Raw genomic sequence first — 18,174 nt, 5'->3', positions numbered from 1 at the left:
CTCTTCGGATTGACTGATGAAGATATCTATCAGGCTATCATCAACAGGGAGGAAGATATGAAACATATTTGCGACATTTATAGATTAAAAGCTGCAAGTTGAACTTGCGAAACTTGAATATGGTTATATCTGACTATTATTCATCACTCGAGATTAAGCAGAAATCCGAGTTCATTAAAAAGGTTATTGAAACATGTGGATTCTCTTATCCCACCTTTATGACAAAGATGCGTAAAGGAAGCTGGTCTAAACTGGAGCGCGGAGCCATTGAAAGAATCATCAAGGAGGATAAACATGCAGACACCGATTGAATTTTATAATACTCCTTCAGGTAAGGTTGGATATTGGAAGGATAACCAGTCTTATACATTGTCCGAAAAAACTGTGGATATTATCGAAGAAGTACTGACTACCGTGCATGATTGTTATGCAGATGCATACAAAGCCCTGGAGCAATGCTATATCCGTTCTCAGCAGAATAAGCGATATTATCATTTTCTGATGGCGAGTCGTTTTCTACGCTGCAACTGCGGTGAATCGGATACGCTCAAATGGGATTTAGACCGGCATGGCAACGTGAACATAGAACAGGTTCATTGTCCACTGAGAGGTAGCGGAGATTGCCGGTACGAGGGCATTATTTGTTTGCCACAGCGCAGTTCTGTCATCAAAGGCAGACAGTTAGAGGTAGCTGAGCTATTGGCTGAAGGATACAGCAATCAGGAGATTGCCGATTTGCTATATATTTCCATCAATACCGTACACAACTTGATACAGCAAATTAAGTTCAAACTCAGATTAGATAATACTCGGGAAATTGCTTCCTGGTATAACAAAACGTATGGTTGTGTGTGAAACTGGATATGATAAAATTACCCGATTAAATATATGAGAAAGCATAGATATAGAGTTTGGAGGGTTATTGTACGATTGGACAATACGCACCTCATTATACGTTGTCGAATAGATACCGATAGTCTTGACGAAGTTCGTGATTTTTATTGAGAGCTTTTCATCAATAAAGTTCTAATTTCTTTGTGTTACACAGATTTTGATAGTTATGGACAATTTAAGTGACAAAAACCGTAATCCGGAAATACAAGCTAAAATAGCTGGCATTGGATATCTCTCACCTCATGGTGAAGCATTAATGGAAATTGCCAAAGCAGAACTTGCCTTTATCTATGAAAACCTGAAGTCTTATTCTCAGAATGAGCAGATTTTTATTTTGGACTATATGTCTAGTGAAATGAATTGGAGAACAACAGAAATCGAAGATGGATTATGAACAAACTACATAAAATGCATGAATGGGAAAACTTTAATCCCGGTTATACCTTCGAACACGTTTTTTATACGGATAAATCTCAGGAGATCCGCAAAATTATCGGTGCGGTACCGGAACTGAAACGGGTACTTGTAAATGGGGTAAAACAGAATGTTACATGGCACAGAAGAGTGCGATGGGATGGTTTCGGCCGTTGTTATGCCATAAACAGCAACTCTCGGTTGCGCCAGTATGACATCCCATTATCCAAGTAGTACTCAGTTTTTATTTACACGACAAATCATCGATATTCGACGTATCTAAACACTCAAAGACATGATATCGAATAGTGATATTGAAAAAATTCTCGACCGTGCGGACATTGTAGACGTGATATCCGGTTTTGTGGAGCTCAAGCGTGCGGGTGCCAGGTATAAGGCTTGTTGTCCGTTTCATACAGAAGATACTCCTTCTTTCATGGTGGAACCTGGACGGGGTACATGGTATTGCTTTGGTGCCTGCAAAGAAGGTGGTAACGTCATCAAGTTCGTACAGAAGTACAATCACATGAATTTTCGTGAAGCTTGTTTCTGGCTGGCCGATAAATACGGAATACATATCGACGATGAACAGGAGAAGCCTTCAGCCGACGAAATACGTCGTCAGAAGAAACGCGAATCCATGCAGATCATCAATCAGTTTGCAGCCGAAGTATTCCTTCAGAACCTGTCCCGTCCGGAAGCAGACGCAGCACGTGCCAAGATCCGACAGCGCTGGGGTGATTCATTTCCGGTAGAAATGGGTATCGGATATGCTCTGGCAGACTGGTCCCAGTTATCAGAGATGGCAGCATCCAAGGGATTGTCATTGGAATTGATGGAAGAAATGGGACTGATCCGTAAGAAGAAAAACGGGGGATACTATGATTTCTACCGTGACCGTATTATGATCCCAATCCGTGATCGCTTCCGGAATATTATCGGATGGACGGCCCGCGACATGAGCGAAGTGGATGGTACACCGAAATATCTGAATTCCTGTGAAAGTGATTTGTATCACAAAGGAAGCAGTATTTTCGGTATAGATAATGCCATCCGTCAGGCAGCCAAAGAAGAGAAATTCTATTGTGTAGAGGGTGCACCCGATGTCATGCGCCTGCAATCCATTGGAGTCAACAATACCATCGCCTCGCTGGGTTCTGCCTGGACTAAAGGGCAGTTTGAACAATTGAAGAGATACGCTACAACGCTGTGTTTTCTTCCGGACGCTGACCCAAAACCAGTAGATGCTCCATACGGTACCGGCATTGCAGCTGTGATAAAAAGCGGTGTGCTGGCTATGGAGTGTGGTTTCTCCGTTTCAGTGCGTGAAATACCACTGGGTGAAGGCAACCTGAAGAATGATCCGGATTCGTATTGTACGAACATCAGCCGTTTCAACCAGTTGGAAGAACAAGACTTCATTACCTGGTATGCCGGATATGCGTTCAACAAAGATGGTACGACTGAAGATAAAAGCGCGGCAGTCAGCCAGATTGCCAAACTTGTTGCAATGGTCGGCGACGAGGTCAAAGAGGCTATGTACCTGGCTAAACTGAGAGATACATACAATAACAAGAATCTTTGGTCGATGGCCATCAACCGGGAGAAAAAGAAGATCAATGAATCCAAAGCCGGTAAATCGCAAGTCATCAATCGGGATCTGCTGGCAAAATACGGTTTCTTTGAATCCAACAACTGCTATTATTCCACTAACGACGGCAAGGAGTTCCAGTGGTCTAACTTCATCATGCTACCGATGTTCCATATCAAAGACTCCTTGATGCCTAAACGTTTGTATCGTATCAAGAACCAGAACCGTCAGGAAGAAATTGTGGAAATGAAGCAGGAAGACCTGGTATCCCTCTCCAAGTTCAAGCAGAAGGTTGAGGGATTGGGCAATTATATCTGGCTGGCCAGTGAAAAAGAAATGACACGCCTGAAGATGTATCTTTATGAACAGACTGAAACGGCTACTGAAATCACCCAGTTGGGATGGCAGCGTAAAGGATTCTATGCGTTTGGCAACGGAGTTTTTGATACGGAATGGCATCCGGCTGATGAATATGGTATTGTGCGGTTGGGTGAGAAAGGCAACTTCTATCTTCCTGCAAGTAGTCTGATCTATCGTGATGACGACAAGTTGTTCCAGTTCGAACGTAGGTTCGTTCACCTTAATTATTCTTCCATAAGTCTGAAGGAATACTTTTCCAAACTGGTCGGGGTATTCGGTGACAATGCCAAGGTAGGAATCTGTTTTCTGCTGGCTACTTTGTTTCGTGACATTATCACTGGATATACCAAGAGCTTTCCCATATTAAACTTGTTTGGTCCCAAAGGTTCCGGTAAGTCTGAACTCGGACACAGTCTGATGGCATTGTTCATTATCGAGAACATTCCTCCCAATATCCAGAATGCTACCATACCGGCGTTGGCCGACCTGGTGGCACAGTGTGCCAATGCCCTGGTACATATTGACGAGTTCAAGAATAATATTGATATCGATAAACGCGAATACCTCAAAGGGCTTTGGGACGGTGCCGGTCGGTCACGCATGAACATGGATCGTGACAAAAAGCGTGAGATAACTGCCGTAGACTCCGGAGTAATTCTTTCCGGTCAGGAGATGGCAACCGCCGACATCGCTCTGTTCAGCCGTCTGATATTTCTTACCTTTGCCAAATCGGAGTTCACAGAGGAAGAGAAACGCCGATACAACGAACTGGTAGAGATTCGTAAACGGGGACTCACTCACTTGACGCTCCAGATACTTCGCCACCGGGCGCGGATGGAACAGCAGTTCATCAGCAACTATCATACCTGTCTGTCCGACGTATTAGAAGCTCTCGGAGCCGAAAAGGTGGAAGATCGAATCCTTCGTAACTGGATCATACCGCTGGCCGCATTTCGTACGCTCGAGGGGGTGCTGGATATTCCGTTTTCTTATCCGGATATCCGGCAGGTGACAGTAGATGGTATTCTGCTGCAGAATGCTGAATGCAAGAGCAACAATGAACTGGCCAACTTTTGGAATGTGGTATCTTATCTGCAGCAGGATGGTGAGATATTTATCGAAGGTGACTACCGTATAGAATATGTCAATAAGTTCAAAAGTAACCTGATAAAGATTGAACAGCAGTACCAGGAACCCAAGGCCATCCTGATGATGCGCAAGAACCGCATCTTCATGCTGTATAAAAAGTTCGGCAAGCAAGTTGGCGATTCAATTCTTCCGGAAGGCTCGCTGGTGTACTACCTGGAGAACTCCAAGGAATACATGGGTAAAAAGAACTCAGTCCGGTTCAAAAACATACAGCGTGGTGTGGAAGTTCAGAAAATAGAAACGACTCCCACCGGAGGAATATCCTACAAAAAGACCTCGACACCGGACATTGCCCTGTGTTTCGATTACAAGATGATTAAGGATACTTATAATATTAACCTCGAGGTAGAGGTGGAAGGTAATGAGACTACAAGTGATGATTTAGATTGAATATTTTAATATTAAAGAATCATGGAAACAAAAATTATTGCAAGAGTAAATAATGTGGATATTGTTGCCACAAGTGATGAACAGTTGGTACCTATCCGTCCGATATGTGAGGCGTTGGGGATAGATGCTAATGGACAAAAACAACGCATCGAACGGGATGAGATTCTTAGTTCAACTGCGTGTATGATACACGCGGTTGCCAACGACGGTAAAGAACGCGAAATGTATAGCATCCCCTACATGTACGTGTTCGGCTGGCTATTTTCTATAGATACTTCCAAAGTGAATGAGGAAGCACGTCCAGCAGTACTGAAGTACAAAGAAGAATGTTACCGTGCGCTGTACAGACACTTTACAGAACCACAGACTTTCCTTGCCGAAAAACAAAAGATGATGGAAAGGAAGGTGGAAGAATACCAGGAATGCCAACGCCGCTTCAAGGATGCGCAGAAGTTGATGAACGAAGCCAAAGCTGAATTGAATCAGGTGATGAAGTTCACTATTGACGATTGGCGGGCCAACAATAGGCAGCTGGTTATGACATTCGAGGAAAATACGGAGGAGTAACATTGTTTTCAGTTGAGGGCTTCACGTCCTCAACTGTTGACCTCAGGGCAACAGTTGAAACAGCTATAACGAACCGCAATTGTTTGATTGATATTGGTTATCAGTAACGGTTTTAGAGGTTTAAAAGGGCAATCGTTGTAAAACGCTTGCTCTTTTTTTATGTTTATTCTTTGCTATTCAAAAATAAATCACCATATTTGCAGTGCTCAACAATTTTATACATATAATACAGTGCGGCTGGACAAGCTTGCATTCTTTGCAGGCGTTTTTTATGTCCGCATATTTGGTAGTACCATTAAAATATTGGTATCCGTGTACCCCCGTGTGGAGCGTTAATGTGCCCACAGATTAGACCTGCATTTGTAGTGTATGATTGTTGAGCAACGGGACAGGCACGGATACCTTTTTTTATTTATGCTCAACAATCATACATTCATTCCCAATGTAGCTATGCTCAGCTTCAACGGAACGTCAGTCCACGAAACGGATATTCGCTCATTCAACAGCAATGCATTGAGAGTTTATAACCCGGCTACAGGTACTCGCCATCGCAAGGCAAGTACTACTTCAGAGGTCAGGCAGAAGATTTGCCGTTATTTTCTTGACTCGTTTCCGGATATACGCCGTATCAAGATAGTAGATACTGGCCAATTGTTCTCGGCACGTGTCTGGTTCAAGTCCGGTAGGACATTTTGTGAGAAAGCATATTCAGTCAGTAATCTTTATGGATTATTAGATGAAAGGATTCGTAATGTATTGTACCAATAATAATATTGTAGAGAGATGCCTGTACGGTTTACCGTATGGGCATTTTTCGTATATGTCAAGACCAGTTTCTACCTTTTCCCACGGGGTGAAAAAGGCTTCTACACTTTCTACACCTTCTACAATGTTAATAATGAGATATTTATATATTCTACATACATTCTACAAACCTTCTACAAAATTCTACAAAATGCTGTTTTTGTTAAAACCTTCTACAAATTACTTCATTTTCTACATAATTTCTACAATTGTAGAAGCCTTATAAAATTATAAACTATTGATTACCAGTATATTTTATTTTCTGTAGAAAGTGTAGAAGGCGTAGAAGGCAAAAAGTATGTCATATCTGGAAATATACTTTTTGCTTTTGGAGCAGATTAATGACAAATTTATTTATCTAAAAAGTTATATATATATTATATTTGTAATAAATAATCAATTCATTATGAGCCACATTGTGTTTTATATCAAACTGGAGCCTTATTTAAAGCAATGGCTTCACAATAGCCTGGGAAATCCGGTGGTATTTCCACCGCAGAGTAATGAGAATGCTGTCATCCGCCGGTTCCTCCGGAAAAGACCACCGGAAGTTCAGCCGGAAATGGCAGAAGACGAATTGACAGCCATCGTCATTCCCGACAGCAAAGCCAAACCGCCGCAATATTATAACTACCTGGGCAAAAAAGCCAAGGCAGCTGTAAAGGAGACCATCGAAGACCTGTTCCGGGCGAACCTCTGGAATGAGATGAGCGACCTGACTAAGCGCGATTGCGGCCTGAACAAGACCATCGCTGCCTGGTGTGAAATGCACGGCATCGATGACGACTATTCGGAGACTGTCAGACAGAAATACTACCGTATGAGGACCAGTTATAGCCGGAGAGGTATCTTTTTAGGTTCTTTAACCAGAAAACACTCGGATGAGTAGGCCGTTTTTGTACAAACCCAAACAACACCGAACACACATAATCCAATAACAAAAATCATGGTACATCTGATTCAGAACATTAGAAAAGTAGAATGCATCGAGGCCTATCACCTTCAGCATTCAGACATCATAGCCGACCGGGGAGTATGGCTGAATGTCTACCAGCAATTCAGCCCAATTTCGACCATCGGGCTGAGTTCAGTCGAAATTTCTGACAAAATCGAGAACAAACAACGCATTTTCACCACCAAACTCACCATGTTCCGGTCAAAGAAGCTGCTACCTGGTGCCAAAAAGTTCTGCTTCAAGGTAACAACCGTCACCGGCTCCCAGTTCCTGATTGGTTCATCCGAAAAACCTTACCCCGTCATACAAAACGAAGAGACTTTTCCGTCCGCAGCCAGTGGACGGGCAGGTGTTACCGTCACAGTAACCCTGACCTCCCCTATTCCAATGCTTGCCATATTAGATTAGAGTCTTTTTATGCAATATATATAAGGTATAATATTGCGTAGACTAATTTTCGACAACATGGATTATAGTATTAGTATTGATTCACACATCGGTCCTTGGGGATATTCAAAGAACTATATCCGAAGCCAGATGTCAGGTTTGAAAAACAAGCCTGTCAATGTGCGTGTATCGTCCCTCGGTGGCTCGGTGGACGATGCGCTCGACATCCGGCAGCAGTTTCTTGATCACGGCAACGTGACTTGCTACCTGTATGGATACGTAGCCAGCGCGGCTACAATCCTGGCTACCGGTGCCAAGAAAACCTGCATGTCCAGATATGCATTCTATCTTATTCATAAGGTGTCAAACTGGGTGGATGCCTGGGGCAACTACAATGCCGACCAGATTCAGCAGCTTATCGACGACCTGAAGGCTAACAAGCTGGAGAATGACAAGATGGACTTGGTACTGGCCAACCTCTACGCCAACAAGTGCAAGAAAAAAGTAGATGACATTCTTCCAATCCTGAAAGAAGGACGCTGGCTTACTGCCCAGGAAGCACTTGAATACGGATTCATTGACGAAATCGTAGAAGACGGCTCAAAACTGAACTTCGACGACTCGATGAAGACAAAGTTTAACATGTTCCACCTGCCGGCATTGCCCGCCATAGATAGGACACAAAGTCAGGAAGCTGATACAGCTCCCAGCTGGTTCAATAATTTCGTCAATAAGTTCTTAAAAGGACATCAGCCGGAAGCTGCACAGACACAAAATAAATCACTTAATCAGTCAAAACAAATGAAAAAGGATTATCAGAAAGTCAATTCCATCTTGAAAATAGAGGGTGTGGAAGTTGACAAAGATGGTAAGGTGATGCTTACCGAAGATCAGGTCAAGGCCCTCAATGACCACATCGCCCATCTGGAGCAGGAATCTTCTGATAAAGACAATCAGATTTCCGATCTGAAGAAGCAGAATGAAAACCTGCAAAAAAATGATGGTGAGGAAACCACACACATCAATGGTGATGAAGGTGAGGATGACGACATTGCAAAACTAAACACTGCTAAAGAATTGTTTAACGACGTAAAAGATTTGTTATAAGATGGCAGACACAACTGGATACGTAAAAATTACGGATGAGCAGCTGGCCAAGTCGGCTGTTCGTTATCGAAAAGAATTACTGATGATGCCGGTTCTGGCATTGGGTACAACTTTACAGCACATGACACAAAGACCGGGTGTTCGCGGTAAAGAAGTGGTAGGCGAATTATCTGGCGATATTGAGCTGGGACCTTATGACGAAGGACGTGAAGATACTGATGGAGTATCTATCAATCCGCGTACATTAGAAACCTTTCTCGGTAGTGTAGTAAAGAAGTTTTCTCCTAACTCTGTATGGCAGACCATTTACGGTAATCTGATTACAAAAGGAGAGGCTTTGAAAAATGTAGATATTGCCCGCCAGGTGCTGGCTTTCCTGACTGCGAAAATGGGTGGTAACTTGAATGCTTCTATTTGGAACGCGAAACGTAACGACAGTGGAACCAAGACCAAAGAACTTTTCAATGGTTTTGACACCATTACCAAAACTGAAAAAGACGCAGCTAAAATCTCTACTGATTTGGGTAATATGTTCACCATCGAAGCAATCAGTAAAGATAACGCCGTAGATGTCTTGAAAGCATTTTACCGTGCAGCTGATCCGGTTTTGCGTGAAACGCAAACTAAATTGTTTATTCCTCAGGGAGTGTACGATAATTATGTAGACGATTACCAGGCGACTGTGGGGCATGTACCTTATAACACCAGTTTTGAAAAAACGGTACTCGAAGGTTCCAATGGCCGTTGCGAATTGGTTCCGCTGGCGAATAAGGCAGGTTCACCGTTCATCCACCTGACTACCAAGAGCAATATGCTCGTAGGTTTTGGCAATGGTGCCGATGCGGAGAACATTACCGTTGAGAAGCATCATGCATTCAAACTGGATTACATCGCTACAATGTACTTCGGTACAGAATTTGAATCAATTTCTAAAGAGCGTCTGCTGGTTGGTACCGTCGACGGTTCAACTCCGGTTGTCGCTGGAATAGGAGGTTAAGTTATGGCAGTAGATTGTACAAGCAAAGGGATGTACGAGTCCCTTTCCTGGTGTCCAGGTCAGACATCGACACCGGGTATTAGACGTAAAGTATACTTTATCCCGAAAAGTTGGATCAAAAAATGGCCGGCACTTCCGGCGATTGACGGGGCAGAGAGTATGGCTGCTTTGGCAACCTACGAAGGTGACTTTGTTTTGGCTGCCGACAAGAAATGGCAGTACATTGAATTGCTGACAACGAAGTCGTCCATCAGTGCAGAGTCACAGGGTGAAGTTCCATCTAAGACCTTCCTGAATAAAGCCACGTTGGTCCATGCTGGTACTGACGAAGAAGCGTCAGGCTTTTGTCGTCAGGCTAATGTCGATGAGCTGATATTTCTGTGCCAGCAGAAGAATGGTAAGTTCCGTGTACTCGGCTCTGAAGCTTTTGATCCTTCAGTTACCATTTCTCAAACTTCGGGAGAAGGAGATACCGGTACCGCAGGCACCACTCTCGAGGCACAATGTACAGATATTTGCCCGTCACCGTTCTATACGGGTAAAATCGAAACGGAAGATGGCGAAATTTCCGGAGCAGATGGTAGTACCATCCTTCCGGGAGGCTAATTAAAAGGAGAATACAGTTATGTATATAGATGAACAGTTAACTACAGACATGCAAGGCTGGCTCAATACGGAGCCGGCTAAGCGTGACCTGATGAAAGGTGCGGAAATGGTACTCAAACTGACCCGAAACCGCATTCTGTTTCAGAATATTTCCCGCAATCCGCAGAAGTTTGCGAGCAAGATTGAGTATGAGCTGAAGAAATATCTGGCGATCCGTCTGGACCGCAAGACGATTCAAGATGTAGTCAAGATGGATAAAGAGCTGGTTCCGGCAGTAGCGGAAACGCTGGCCACCTTCCAGCCTGAAATCAGTTCCGATGACGACACATCGCAAGAAGCTACCATCGCAAAGGGTAAACGCGCGGATCACGATTCATTGCCCGAAGAGATCCGTCAGCTTTGGGAAGACAATAAGGATATCTACTTCCGCCTGAAGCAGACTTTTGAAACATTGAAAACCATGAAGGATGCTCTTCCATGCGACAGGTACGAATACCTGAAGCAATTGGAAGAGCTGGATGCCAGATATCGGGATAACATGGACAAGTACGACCATTTCAATCCGGATGCTCAGGGTACCGAAGAGACAAAAGGTGAATCTCCTGACGATCCGGCTGAAGTGGCAAAGAAAGTCAGTGCAGCCCGCGGTTATCTGTCAGACAACAAAAGGAAACTGGCAGAGCTGAAAGAATCCGGAGATCAGGAAAAGTACGAGAAGCTGCTGGCTAAGGTACAGCAGAGATACGACTTCCTGATTTCTACTGGAAACAACGTAGGAGAAGACCAGGTGAATGCCTTACGTGAATTAGGGTTGAAAGCATGAAACATGTAAACCGATTACTGAAGCCGTTATCCGATGTGCCGTTACAAGCATACCTGGATAACCGGCTTCAGCTTTTTGATGTTCTTGAGTACATCCTGTCACAGACCGGACCGGCTAAGGTCTATGTATCCACCTTTTCTACATCCGAAGAGTTCTTGCGCCGGTTGTTTTCGCTTCGCAAACGGAAGATGATCCTTCACTCCGTTCTGCTTGCTGACCTGAAGGCAGCTCGAAAGACCGTCAACTTGTATACCTTTATGTCTTCCGTATTCGATGACGTGTACCTCACGGAAAACCATTCCAAGGTATTGCTTATCGAGAACGATCGCTGGATGGTTACAGTCGTTACCAGTCAGAACCAGACGCGAGGCAACCGGACAGAATGTGCGATGATCACGACACAGCCTGACATCTTTCTCACTTTGCGAGACCAGTTTTCAGAGATTATTAATACCCGAAGCCTACACCTCAATGGAATTCACTTCAACACAGATTAACAGAATTAAGGAACTTGCTACGATGCTCACTCCAGTGTCGGATATCGCTGTTCTGATGGACGTAGATGAACGCCGTCTGCGAGAAATCATATCCGACAAGTCCCATCCGGTCAGTATTGCTTACCGTAAGGGGAAAGCCGAAAGAGCTTTGCAGATCCGGCAGAATGAGCTGGAACTGGCCGAAGCCGGTAGTCCGCTGGCGGTACAGCTGGTAGGTTCTTATATCCGAGATATGGATTCCGATGAAGATTTATAACTATGCCATTACCCGCAACAATTGATATTGCAAAAGAAAATCTCTTTGCCTCGGTCGACGAGATGAAAGAGCGTAACATTCCCGAAGTCATTCAGCAGCGTCTGCTCAGACTTCGGGACATGTATAATTATTGGCTCCAGTACCCGCGCATACGAGAACAGGAAATCGTTTTGGAACTTCAGAAGCGATACCAGATACAGAAGTCAGCTGCTTACGAAGATATTCGGATCATCAAGTATCTGCTGGGTGATCTGAACAAGGCTACAAAGGACTACCATCGGTACCGCTTCATCCAGCGCAACGAAGAGAGCTACGAGATGGCCAAGCGAATGAAGGATGCCAGGGCGATGGCCGCTTGCGACAACTATTACGCCAAGTACATGCAACTCGACAAAGAGGACGCCAAGGATTTAGGCTACGACAAGATTGTCGTGCAGCCGTTCCAGCCGGACAGCGATCCGACAATTATCGGAATCAAACCGATACCGAATATCCGGCAACGCATTGCGGATAAGATCAAACAATACATGAATGAAGATATCCAGGACATCCAGTTCGAAGATGCAGACTTCAACGAAGACGATATCTTCAATCCGAAAAAATCACAGGAGGAACCTAAACCATGAGAGAGTACTTCCACGAGACCCAGCAGCAAGTTCTTTTCACTCCAGCTAAGGATATCGTATTGTGTGCCGGACGTGGGTGGGGTAAAGGTCCGATTCATGCCGCTATCAACCTGCGTAACATGCAGCGTATGCCCGGAAGCATCACCGGTTTTGTGGCGGCCAATTGTAAACGTGCCCTCACCAACACCATCCCGTCCATGCTGATCCACTGGCAGCGATGGGGATTCAAACGTGATGTGCACTGGACCATCGGAAAGAAGCCGCCGAAGTCGTGGGGGTGGGGTGAACCTATCTTCCAGCCTGACAACTGGGAGAATGTGATTTCATTCTACAACGGATCCATCGGCTACATCATCAGCCAGGACCGTTCCGGAACCTCCAACTCCTTCTCTCTTGATTATCTCGACATCGACGAAGCAAAGTATATTGACTTCGAGCAGTTGAAGGATGAAACCCTTCCGGCGAACCGAGGTAACAAACAATACTTCGGTCATCACTACTTTCATCACGGCATGCTGATTACTTCTGATATGCCGGTGACGAAGAAAGGCTCCTGGTTTCTGGATTACGAGAAGAAATGCGATCCGGAACTGATTGAAGTCATCCAGGCGACAGTGCATGAGATTTGGCGAACAAAGAAACGAATCCGTGACCTTCAGGCTAAATCAGAACCTGTACCTTTATATCTGAAAGACTATCTGCGCACCCTGAACCGTGATGTATGCCGGATGGGTTCTGTTGCTGTTTTATATCGTGAGTTCTCCACGATCGAGAATATGCAGCTGCTGGGCGAAGCATTCATCAACCAGATGAAGCGTGATCTTCCTCCGCTTACCTTTCAGACTGCTATCCTATGCAGGCGTATCGGTATCAGCAAGGACGGATTTTATTCCAGTATGACGGAAAGGCACAAGTACAACGCTACAGACTTTAGTTACCTGGACAGCCTGGAATATCAGTTCGACAAAATCAAGGAGCCATCATGTTTGATGGATGCAGATCTGGATCGAGATAAACCTATCTGCATTGCCTTCGACTTTAATGCCAACATCAACTGGCTGGTAGCTGGTCAGCCGGACCGAAACCGGCTGAAGGTGATTAAGTCTTTCTGGGTAAAGTATGAGCGAAAGCTCGAGGCCTTGGTAGATGACTTCTGCAAGTATTACCGGCACCAGCGGCGTAAGGAGGTTATCTTCTATTACGACAGTACGGCCCTGGGATCAAACTATGCGGTCAATGACGAAGACTTTCATTACGTCGTCGAGCGTGCTTTCAAGGATAGAGGTTGGGAAGTTAATTCCGTCTATATAGGCCCCCCGATGAAACACATAGAGAAGTGGCTGCTAATCAATCGTATGTTTGCAGGGAAGGCAAAGCTCATTCCATTCTTCAACGAACAGAACAACGAGGATCTGCTTATCTCTGTACAGACAGCTGGTGTGTACAATGGTGGTAAGGATAAGAGAGGGGAGAAGTTGGCTGAAACAGAAGAAGACCAGCTTCAGGCGAGAACGGACGGTTCGGATGCTTTCGATACGTTGTGTATCGGTTGTGAGCGTTTCCCTCAGATGATCGACGATATCTTCGTGACATCATCAATGTAAGTTTCAATAGCTAATTAGTTTTATATTAAGGTGTAGCCCTGGCGACCGTGCGAATGGTTGTCGGGGCTGTTTTTTTATGCGTGCGATAGCGTGTACCGTGCGTGTGGACGTTTGTGCCGTTACATATTCCGCTTTTATCAAAGGTGCTAATTAGGTTTATGGCGTAGGGCGGTGGGGGGTCGGAAAACCGACGTCCGCATAAAATGCGGTATTTTGAGGGGATAATCGATTGATTGTGTGCTGTTTTTGTATCGGATGAGCGGAAAATCAGAATAAATCCGCCTGTTTAAGTCTGTTTTTGCTTGCTAATTTACTGCTACACAATCTGCTGGCTCCCGAGAAATTCCCAAAATTTATCGGGTAGAAAGGTAGAAAGACACTCGATTGTCTTTCTGGTTGGCGATGGCGTTCACGCAGCGGCCCACCCCCCCCGTTGCTCTCCCTACTGGCGGTATAGCTAAAGCTATGTATTGTTTGACTGCTCTTCTGTTCTTCTCTTCGGAATTCATATCGGTGTCCCCTCCCCCTGTCAGTTACGCCTTTTCTTCACTGCAAAGGTAAATGTTGCCTGCCGTATACCAAGTTCAGGCGCTGTTCACTGTAAAAATCTCCACCCTTTCAGGGTAGTATTCAAGGCCCGGCTTTACGGTGAAAACTTGTCTTTCACGGCTGGCAACACCTTTTGAGGCAGTGTAAAAAGGCGAAACAAACCGACAGCGAAAGGCGACGGAATAAAAAAAACCTCAGAGAAGGAAGAGCAGAAGAAAAGGCTCACTACCTCGGCTCGAGGTTCAAGAATAAAACTCCAAAATCTACCGATATGAAAACCTTTACCGAATCCATGCTAAACCAGTGCAGAAAGTACATGTTCAACTTCTTTGACTACCTGCCCACAAAGTATCAGGCCAGCGCAAGAGACTGGCAGGTGAGAAAATACGTTTGGGCGTTCAAAGACGGTAAATGTGCCGTTTCAGCAGCCCAGCTTGTCGCAAAGAAAATCCGTGAGCAGTTTGGCACGTCAGTGAGTGACATGGTGTTTGTCTGTATCCCAGCCAGCAGCCAGCGGAAAAATGAAATCCGATACAGAGAGTTTTCGGAAGAAGTGGCCAGACTATCGGGAGCGGTAAACGGATACAGCCATATCACGGTAGAGGGTGAACGGCTGGCAATCCACGAAAGCAAATCAGGGAAGCACGTAAACGACGTGCAGGTAATCAACTTCGACAAGGAGTTTTTCAAAGATAAAAAAGTGCTTGTCTTCGATGACGTGATAACCCGTGGTTACTCCTACGCTCGTTTTGCCTGCCACCTTGAAAGTTTTGGCGCATCCGTTATCGGTGGAATGTTTTTAGCGAAAACCTTATTTGTCTAACAATTTAATAAACAACATCATGAAAGATTTATTCGAAATTTGCGGAGAATGCCGCCACTTGAGCGACGCAGAAGTAGTTTATCAGCTTACCAACAACAAGGAAACAAGCAATCAGGTGAACGCCATGTTAGCGAACGGCAGCAATGTATCAATAGAAGACATTTGCAACCTGCTGACACCGGCACGCAAAGAGATGGCACTGGCGGTCATTGAACTATACAAGAGAATCAAGGAACGGAAGAACAACTACAAGCGTATAACTTCCAGCGCAGACGTTTACGAAGTGATGCTTCCCTACATGGCAGACCAGAAAGTAGAGGAATGTTGGGTTATCTTCCTGAATCAGGCAGCCCGAATCATCCGCAAACAGCGTATCTCAGTCGGAGGGCTGGCGTCTACTCAGGTAGATGTAAGAGTTATTTTACATGAGGCACTTTCTTGCAACGCCACCTCCATGATACTCTGCCACAATCACCCGTCAGGTAATTTTCAACCAAGTAAGGACGACGACCGCCTGACGCATGCCCTGCTGGAAGCGGGACGAATTATGAATATCAGGCTTCTTGACCACGTGATAGTAACAGATGGAAGTTATTACAGCTACGGGGACGAAGGCAGGCTGTAGGGGCTGCAAATGGCCGTAGCAGCGTTTAGGGAGGTGGGTAGCGTCGCGGCCGCCCGCCGCCCGATTTTGCTGCTGACACAAGCAAAATCGGGCGGCGGGGAATAAGGTCTTTTGTTTTTCACGCAAAAGATTTGCGAAATGTTATAGATTTAATTACATATAATCAAACTCTTTATTGATAATATTGTTATTTTGGTGAGATTGTTAATGATTAGATAGAAGTGACTTCATTATGAGAATAAAGCATTAACTATATTTTTTATAGCCTACATATTGATTTTACAAGAAAAAAAACTGATATTTGCAAAAAATATAAAGATATTTTCTTAGCTATTCAAATAAAATACTAGCATTTATTATACTATAAATTATAAATTGAATTATGAGCAGATTGTCTAATGCCCCTTTGGTGGAGGTTATTTTTGAAATAAAATGGAATTCTAGCAACAAGCAAGAAGTTGATAAATTTCAGCTACTTATAGGTGCTATGTATGCTGCATTGAAAGATTCGTATGAGAAGCCTGAAAATTTACTTCCGGATCCTAATATTCCAATACAAGCTTTTTTGAATAGACCAATTTATCGTTCTAAGAAAATTAATTCAAACTCAATTTTGTATCAGTTAGGGCCTGGTATATTATCTATTAATCATGTCGGCTCAGATTATGATTGGAATGTCTTTTATGAAGAGATTTTGAAGATAGTAAATGTTGTTAAGAACTTGTATGCATTCAATCCAAACAAAGGTATTCATATAGGGTTAAAGTATCTTGATTTTTTTGAATTTCAATTTCAAGATGAAAATATTTTCTCTTTCCTAAAAGAAAAATTTCATTTAACAATAGAATCTGAATTCATACAAAATCCTGTAGGTCTTAATTTTGAGATTGCACAAAGAGAAAATGATTCTGTTTTTAATCTAAAGATTAGTACTGGTACGCTTAATGACAGACGAAACGGATTGGTAGTTGAAAGTAAATTGAACTCTTTAAGAAGCAGTGAAGATTTATTCCCAATGTTTGAGCAAATTTTGGATGGATATCATTCAAGACTAAGTGATTTTTTCAAAAACATGACCAGAGGAGAACTCTATGACTCATTTAATAGAAAATAATTATGGATAAGGATTTTATAAATATAGTATCTCCTGAAAAGGGATGTGACACCTCCACTACGTTGGCTTATAATGGGATAAAGAAAAATTACAAGATTCATGATACACTATTATTGGGCGTATCATCTTTACTTTTTCTTTCAAGCACGAATAATCTCCCACTTCAATATAACGATTTTTGTGAAAATATAAATTGTACATACATACCAAATTCAATATGTTTTCCAGGTGAAAATGATACTTTGATGGATTCTTTCTTTATAAAGAAAAAGCGAAAGATTGCTCGTGCTAAAATTAAAAGAGAAACATTTATTTCTGACGAAGAATTAGAAAAAAGATTAAGTGATAATATTTATGTTCCTACTCATGAAGAACCGAGTATAGAGAGTTTTATAGATTATAACTCTGGTCGCTTAATAATAGGTTTGGATAAATGGCTGTAGAAAAAGTTTCACAAAGAGAAATAGTTGAGATTTATTATCGAACTCCAGAAGGTGAGGATAAAATACATCCAGCTTTAGTCCTCTCAAATGAGCAGTTATTGGAAAAAGAGGATGGTATGTTTTATGCTGTACTTATATCAACAAAGAATTACCATCCAGAATATACGATTAAAATTGAGAATGATTGGCTGAATCGTCCTATGGCGAAAGAATCTTATTTTGTGACTCATGTTGTTACATTTTTTAAATTGAAAGATGTTATACAAAGTAGGAATACATTCGTGAAATCAAAATACTTTGATAAGGTTTTGGCAAAGATTATCGATAGTATATTTGATGTTCAAATATTTTTTGATGAAGACGATGACTAAGTGTAATAGAAATAACCTAGCGTAAATATAGTCACTATTTAATTCAACACTTTACTTTCACTGAGAAATAAAAGGAGCCTCATTGTAGGCTCCTTTTTTATTGGATGTATGCTCGGCATGAGTATTAGCTAACGGGTGCAAGTCCCTAATGAGCCCTAATAGCGGGAATCATACAGCCCAAAGCAAGGGTGTCCATCGCGAGTTGGAATCTGAAAGAAGCTT

General features: G+C 43.3%; 22 protein-coding genes. All 22 read left to right on the top strand.

Going from position 1 to position 18,174, the window contains the following annotated elements:
• Positions 1-98 precede the first annotated feature (98 nt).
• The 22 genes from B5F25_RS22260 (at position 99) to B5F25_RS18760 (ending at position 17,952) form a co-directional block, all read left to right on the top strand.
• Positions 99-311 carry a hypothetical protein gene (locus B5F25_RS22260; protein ID WP_087251467.1) on the top strand — a complete coding sequence of 71 codons (213 nt, stop codon included), beginning with the start codon at positions 99-101 and terminating at the stop codon, positions 309-311.
• The gene (locus tag B5F25_RS18855; RefSeq protein ID WP_087251466.1) at positions 295-855 is read left to right on the top strand and encodes a LuxR C-terminal-related transcriptional regulator; all 561 of its coding nucleotides are present in this window, start codon (positions 295-297) and stop codon (positions 853-855) included. Before B5F25_RS22260 ends, B5F25_RS18855 begins: the two co-directional genes overlap by 17 nt.
• Positions 856-1,060: 205 nt before the next feature.
• Complete coding sequence (locus tag B5F25_RS18850) at positions 1,061-1,288, top strand: hypothetical protein (protein ID WP_140406985.1); 228 nt, start codon at positions 1,061-1,063, stop codon at positions 1,286-1,288.
• Positions 1,285-1,542 (top strand): hypothetical protein, encoded by a 258-nt coding sequence (locus B5F25_RS18845; RefSeq protein ID WP_087251464.1) that lies wholly within the window; start codon positions 1,285-1,287, stop codon positions 1,540-1,542. Before B5F25_RS18850 ends, B5F25_RS18845 begins: the two co-directional genes overlap by 4 nt.
• Before the next feature lie 61 nt (positions 1,543-1,603).
• Positions 1,604-4,798, top strand: a complete 3,195-nt coding sequence (gene dnaG / locus B5F25_RS18840; RefSeq protein WP_087251463.1) for a DNA primase — start codon at positions 1,604-1,606, stop codon at positions 4,796-4,798.
• Positions 4,799-4,819: 21 nt separating this feature from the next.
• Positions 4,820-5,365, top strand: a complete 546-nt coding sequence (locus B5F25_RS18835) for a phage antirepressor N-terminal domain-containing protein (RefSeq protein ID WP_087251462.1) — start codon at positions 4,820-4,822, stop codon at positions 5,363-5,365.
• Between the two features lie 414 nt (positions 5,366-5,779).
• Positions 5,780-6,133 (top strand): hypothetical protein, encoded by a 354-nt coding sequence (locus B5F25_RS21300; protein ID WP_140406984.1) that lies wholly within the window; start codon positions 5,780-5,782, stop codon positions 6,131-6,133.
• A 442-nt stretch (positions 6,134-6,575) separates the two neighbouring features.
• The gene (locus B5F25_RS18830; protein WP_072543048.1) at positions 6,576-7,058 is read left to right on the top strand and encodes a hypothetical protein; all 483 of its coding nucleotides are present in this window, start codon (positions 6,576-6,578) and stop codon (positions 7,056-7,058) included.
• Between the two features lie 57 nt (positions 7,059-7,115).
• On the top strand, positions 7,116-7,532 hold the full coding sequence (locus B5F25_RS18825) for a hypothetical protein (RefSeq protein WP_072543049.1): 417 nt from the start codon (positions 7,116-7,118) through the stop codon (positions 7,530-7,532).
• 57 nt (positions 7,533-7,589) lie between these two features.
• Positions 7,590-8,618: a Clp protease ClpP gene (locus B5F25_RS18820; RefSeq protein ID WP_087251458.1), complete on the top strand. Its 1,029-nt coding sequence runs from the start codon at positions 7,590-7,592 to the stop codon at positions 8,616-8,618.
• 1 nt (position 8,619) lies between these two features.
• Positions 8,620-9,615 (top strand): hypothetical protein, encoded by a 996-nt coding sequence (locus B5F25_RS18815; RefSeq protein ID WP_087251456.1) that lies wholly within the window; start codon positions 8,620-8,622, stop codon positions 9,613-9,615.
• A 3-nt stretch (positions 9,616-9,618) separates the two neighbouring features.
• Complete coding sequence (locus B5F25_RS18810) at positions 9,619-10,221, top strand: hypothetical protein (protein ID WP_140406983.1); 603 nt, start codon at positions 9,619-9,621, stop codon at positions 10,219-10,221.
• Positions 10,222-10,240: 19 nt separating this feature from the next.
• Entirely contained in the window at positions 10,241-11,044 is an 804-nt protein-coding gene (locus tag B5F25_RS18805) for a hypothetical protein (RefSeq protein WP_087251452.1), read from the top strand.
• Positions 11,041-11,541, top strand: coding sequence for a hypothetical protein (locus B5F25_RS18800; protein ID WP_072543054.1), 501 nt, complete (start codon positions 11,041-11,043; stop codon positions 11,539-11,541). Before B5F25_RS18805 ends, B5F25_RS18800 begins: the two co-directional genes overlap by 4 nt.
• Positions 11,516-11,797, top strand: a complete 282-nt coding sequence (locus B5F25_RS18795) for a hypothetical protein (protein ID WP_072531677.1) — start codon at positions 11,516-11,518, stop codon at positions 11,795-11,797. The genes B5F25_RS18800 and B5F25_RS18795 overlap by 26 nt, the downstream gene beginning before the upstream one ends.
• A 2-nt stretch (positions 11,798-11,799) precedes the next feature.
• Positions 11,800-12,423, top strand: a complete 624-nt coding sequence (locus B5F25_RS18790; RefSeq protein WP_072531678.1) for a hypothetical protein — start codon at positions 11,800-11,802, stop codon at positions 12,421-12,423.
• Positions 12,420-14,027, top strand: a complete 1,608-nt coding sequence (locus B5F25_RS18785) for a hypothetical protein (RefSeq protein ID WP_087251446.1) — start codon at positions 12,420-12,422, stop codon at positions 14,025-14,027. Before B5F25_RS18790 ends, B5F25_RS18785 begins: the two co-directional genes overlap by 4 nt.
• A gap of 820 nt (positions 14,028-14,847) precedes the next feature.
• On the top strand, positions 14,848-15,399 hold the full coding sequence (locus B5F25_RS18780) for a phosphoribosyltransferase (protein WP_087251468.1): 552 nt from the start codon (positions 14,848-14,850) through the stop codon (positions 15,397-15,399).
• Positions 15,400-15,418: 19 nt separating this feature from the next.
• A complete protein-coding gene (locus B5F25_RS18775) occupies positions 15,419-16,024 on the top strand; it encodes a JAB domain-containing protein (RefSeq protein ID WP_087251442.1) in 606 nt (201 codons plus the stop codon).
• A 382-nt stretch (positions 16,025-16,406) separates the two neighbouring features.
• The gene (locus B5F25_RS18770) at positions 16,407-17,138 is read left to right on the top strand and encodes a TIGR04255 family protein (RefSeq protein WP_087251439.1); all 732 of its coding nucleotides are present in this window, start codon (positions 16,407-16,409) and stop codon (positions 17,136-17,138) included.
• 2 nt (positions 17,139-17,140) lie between these two features.
• On the top strand, positions 17,141-17,581 hold the full coding sequence (locus B5F25_RS18765) for a hypothetical protein (RefSeq protein ID WP_087251437.1): 441 nt from the start codon (positions 17,141-17,143) through the stop codon (positions 17,579-17,581).
• Positions 17,572-17,952, top strand: a complete 381-nt coding sequence (locus B5F25_RS18760) for a type II toxin-antitoxin system PemK/MazF family toxin (protein WP_087251435.1) — start codon at positions 17,572-17,574, stop codon at positions 17,950-17,952. The genes B5F25_RS18765 and B5F25_RS18760 overlap by 10 nt, the downstream gene beginning before the upstream one ends.
• Positions 17,953-18,174: the final 222 nt, after the last annotated feature.

It is taken from the genome of Bacteroides sp. An19 (assembly GCF_002160215.1).
Classification (GTDB): Bacteria; Bacteroidota; Bacteroidia; order Bacteroidales; family Bacteroidaceae; genus Phocaeicola; species Phocaeicola intestinalis.
This window is presented reverse-complemented; position numbering and strand designations above follow the sequence as displayed.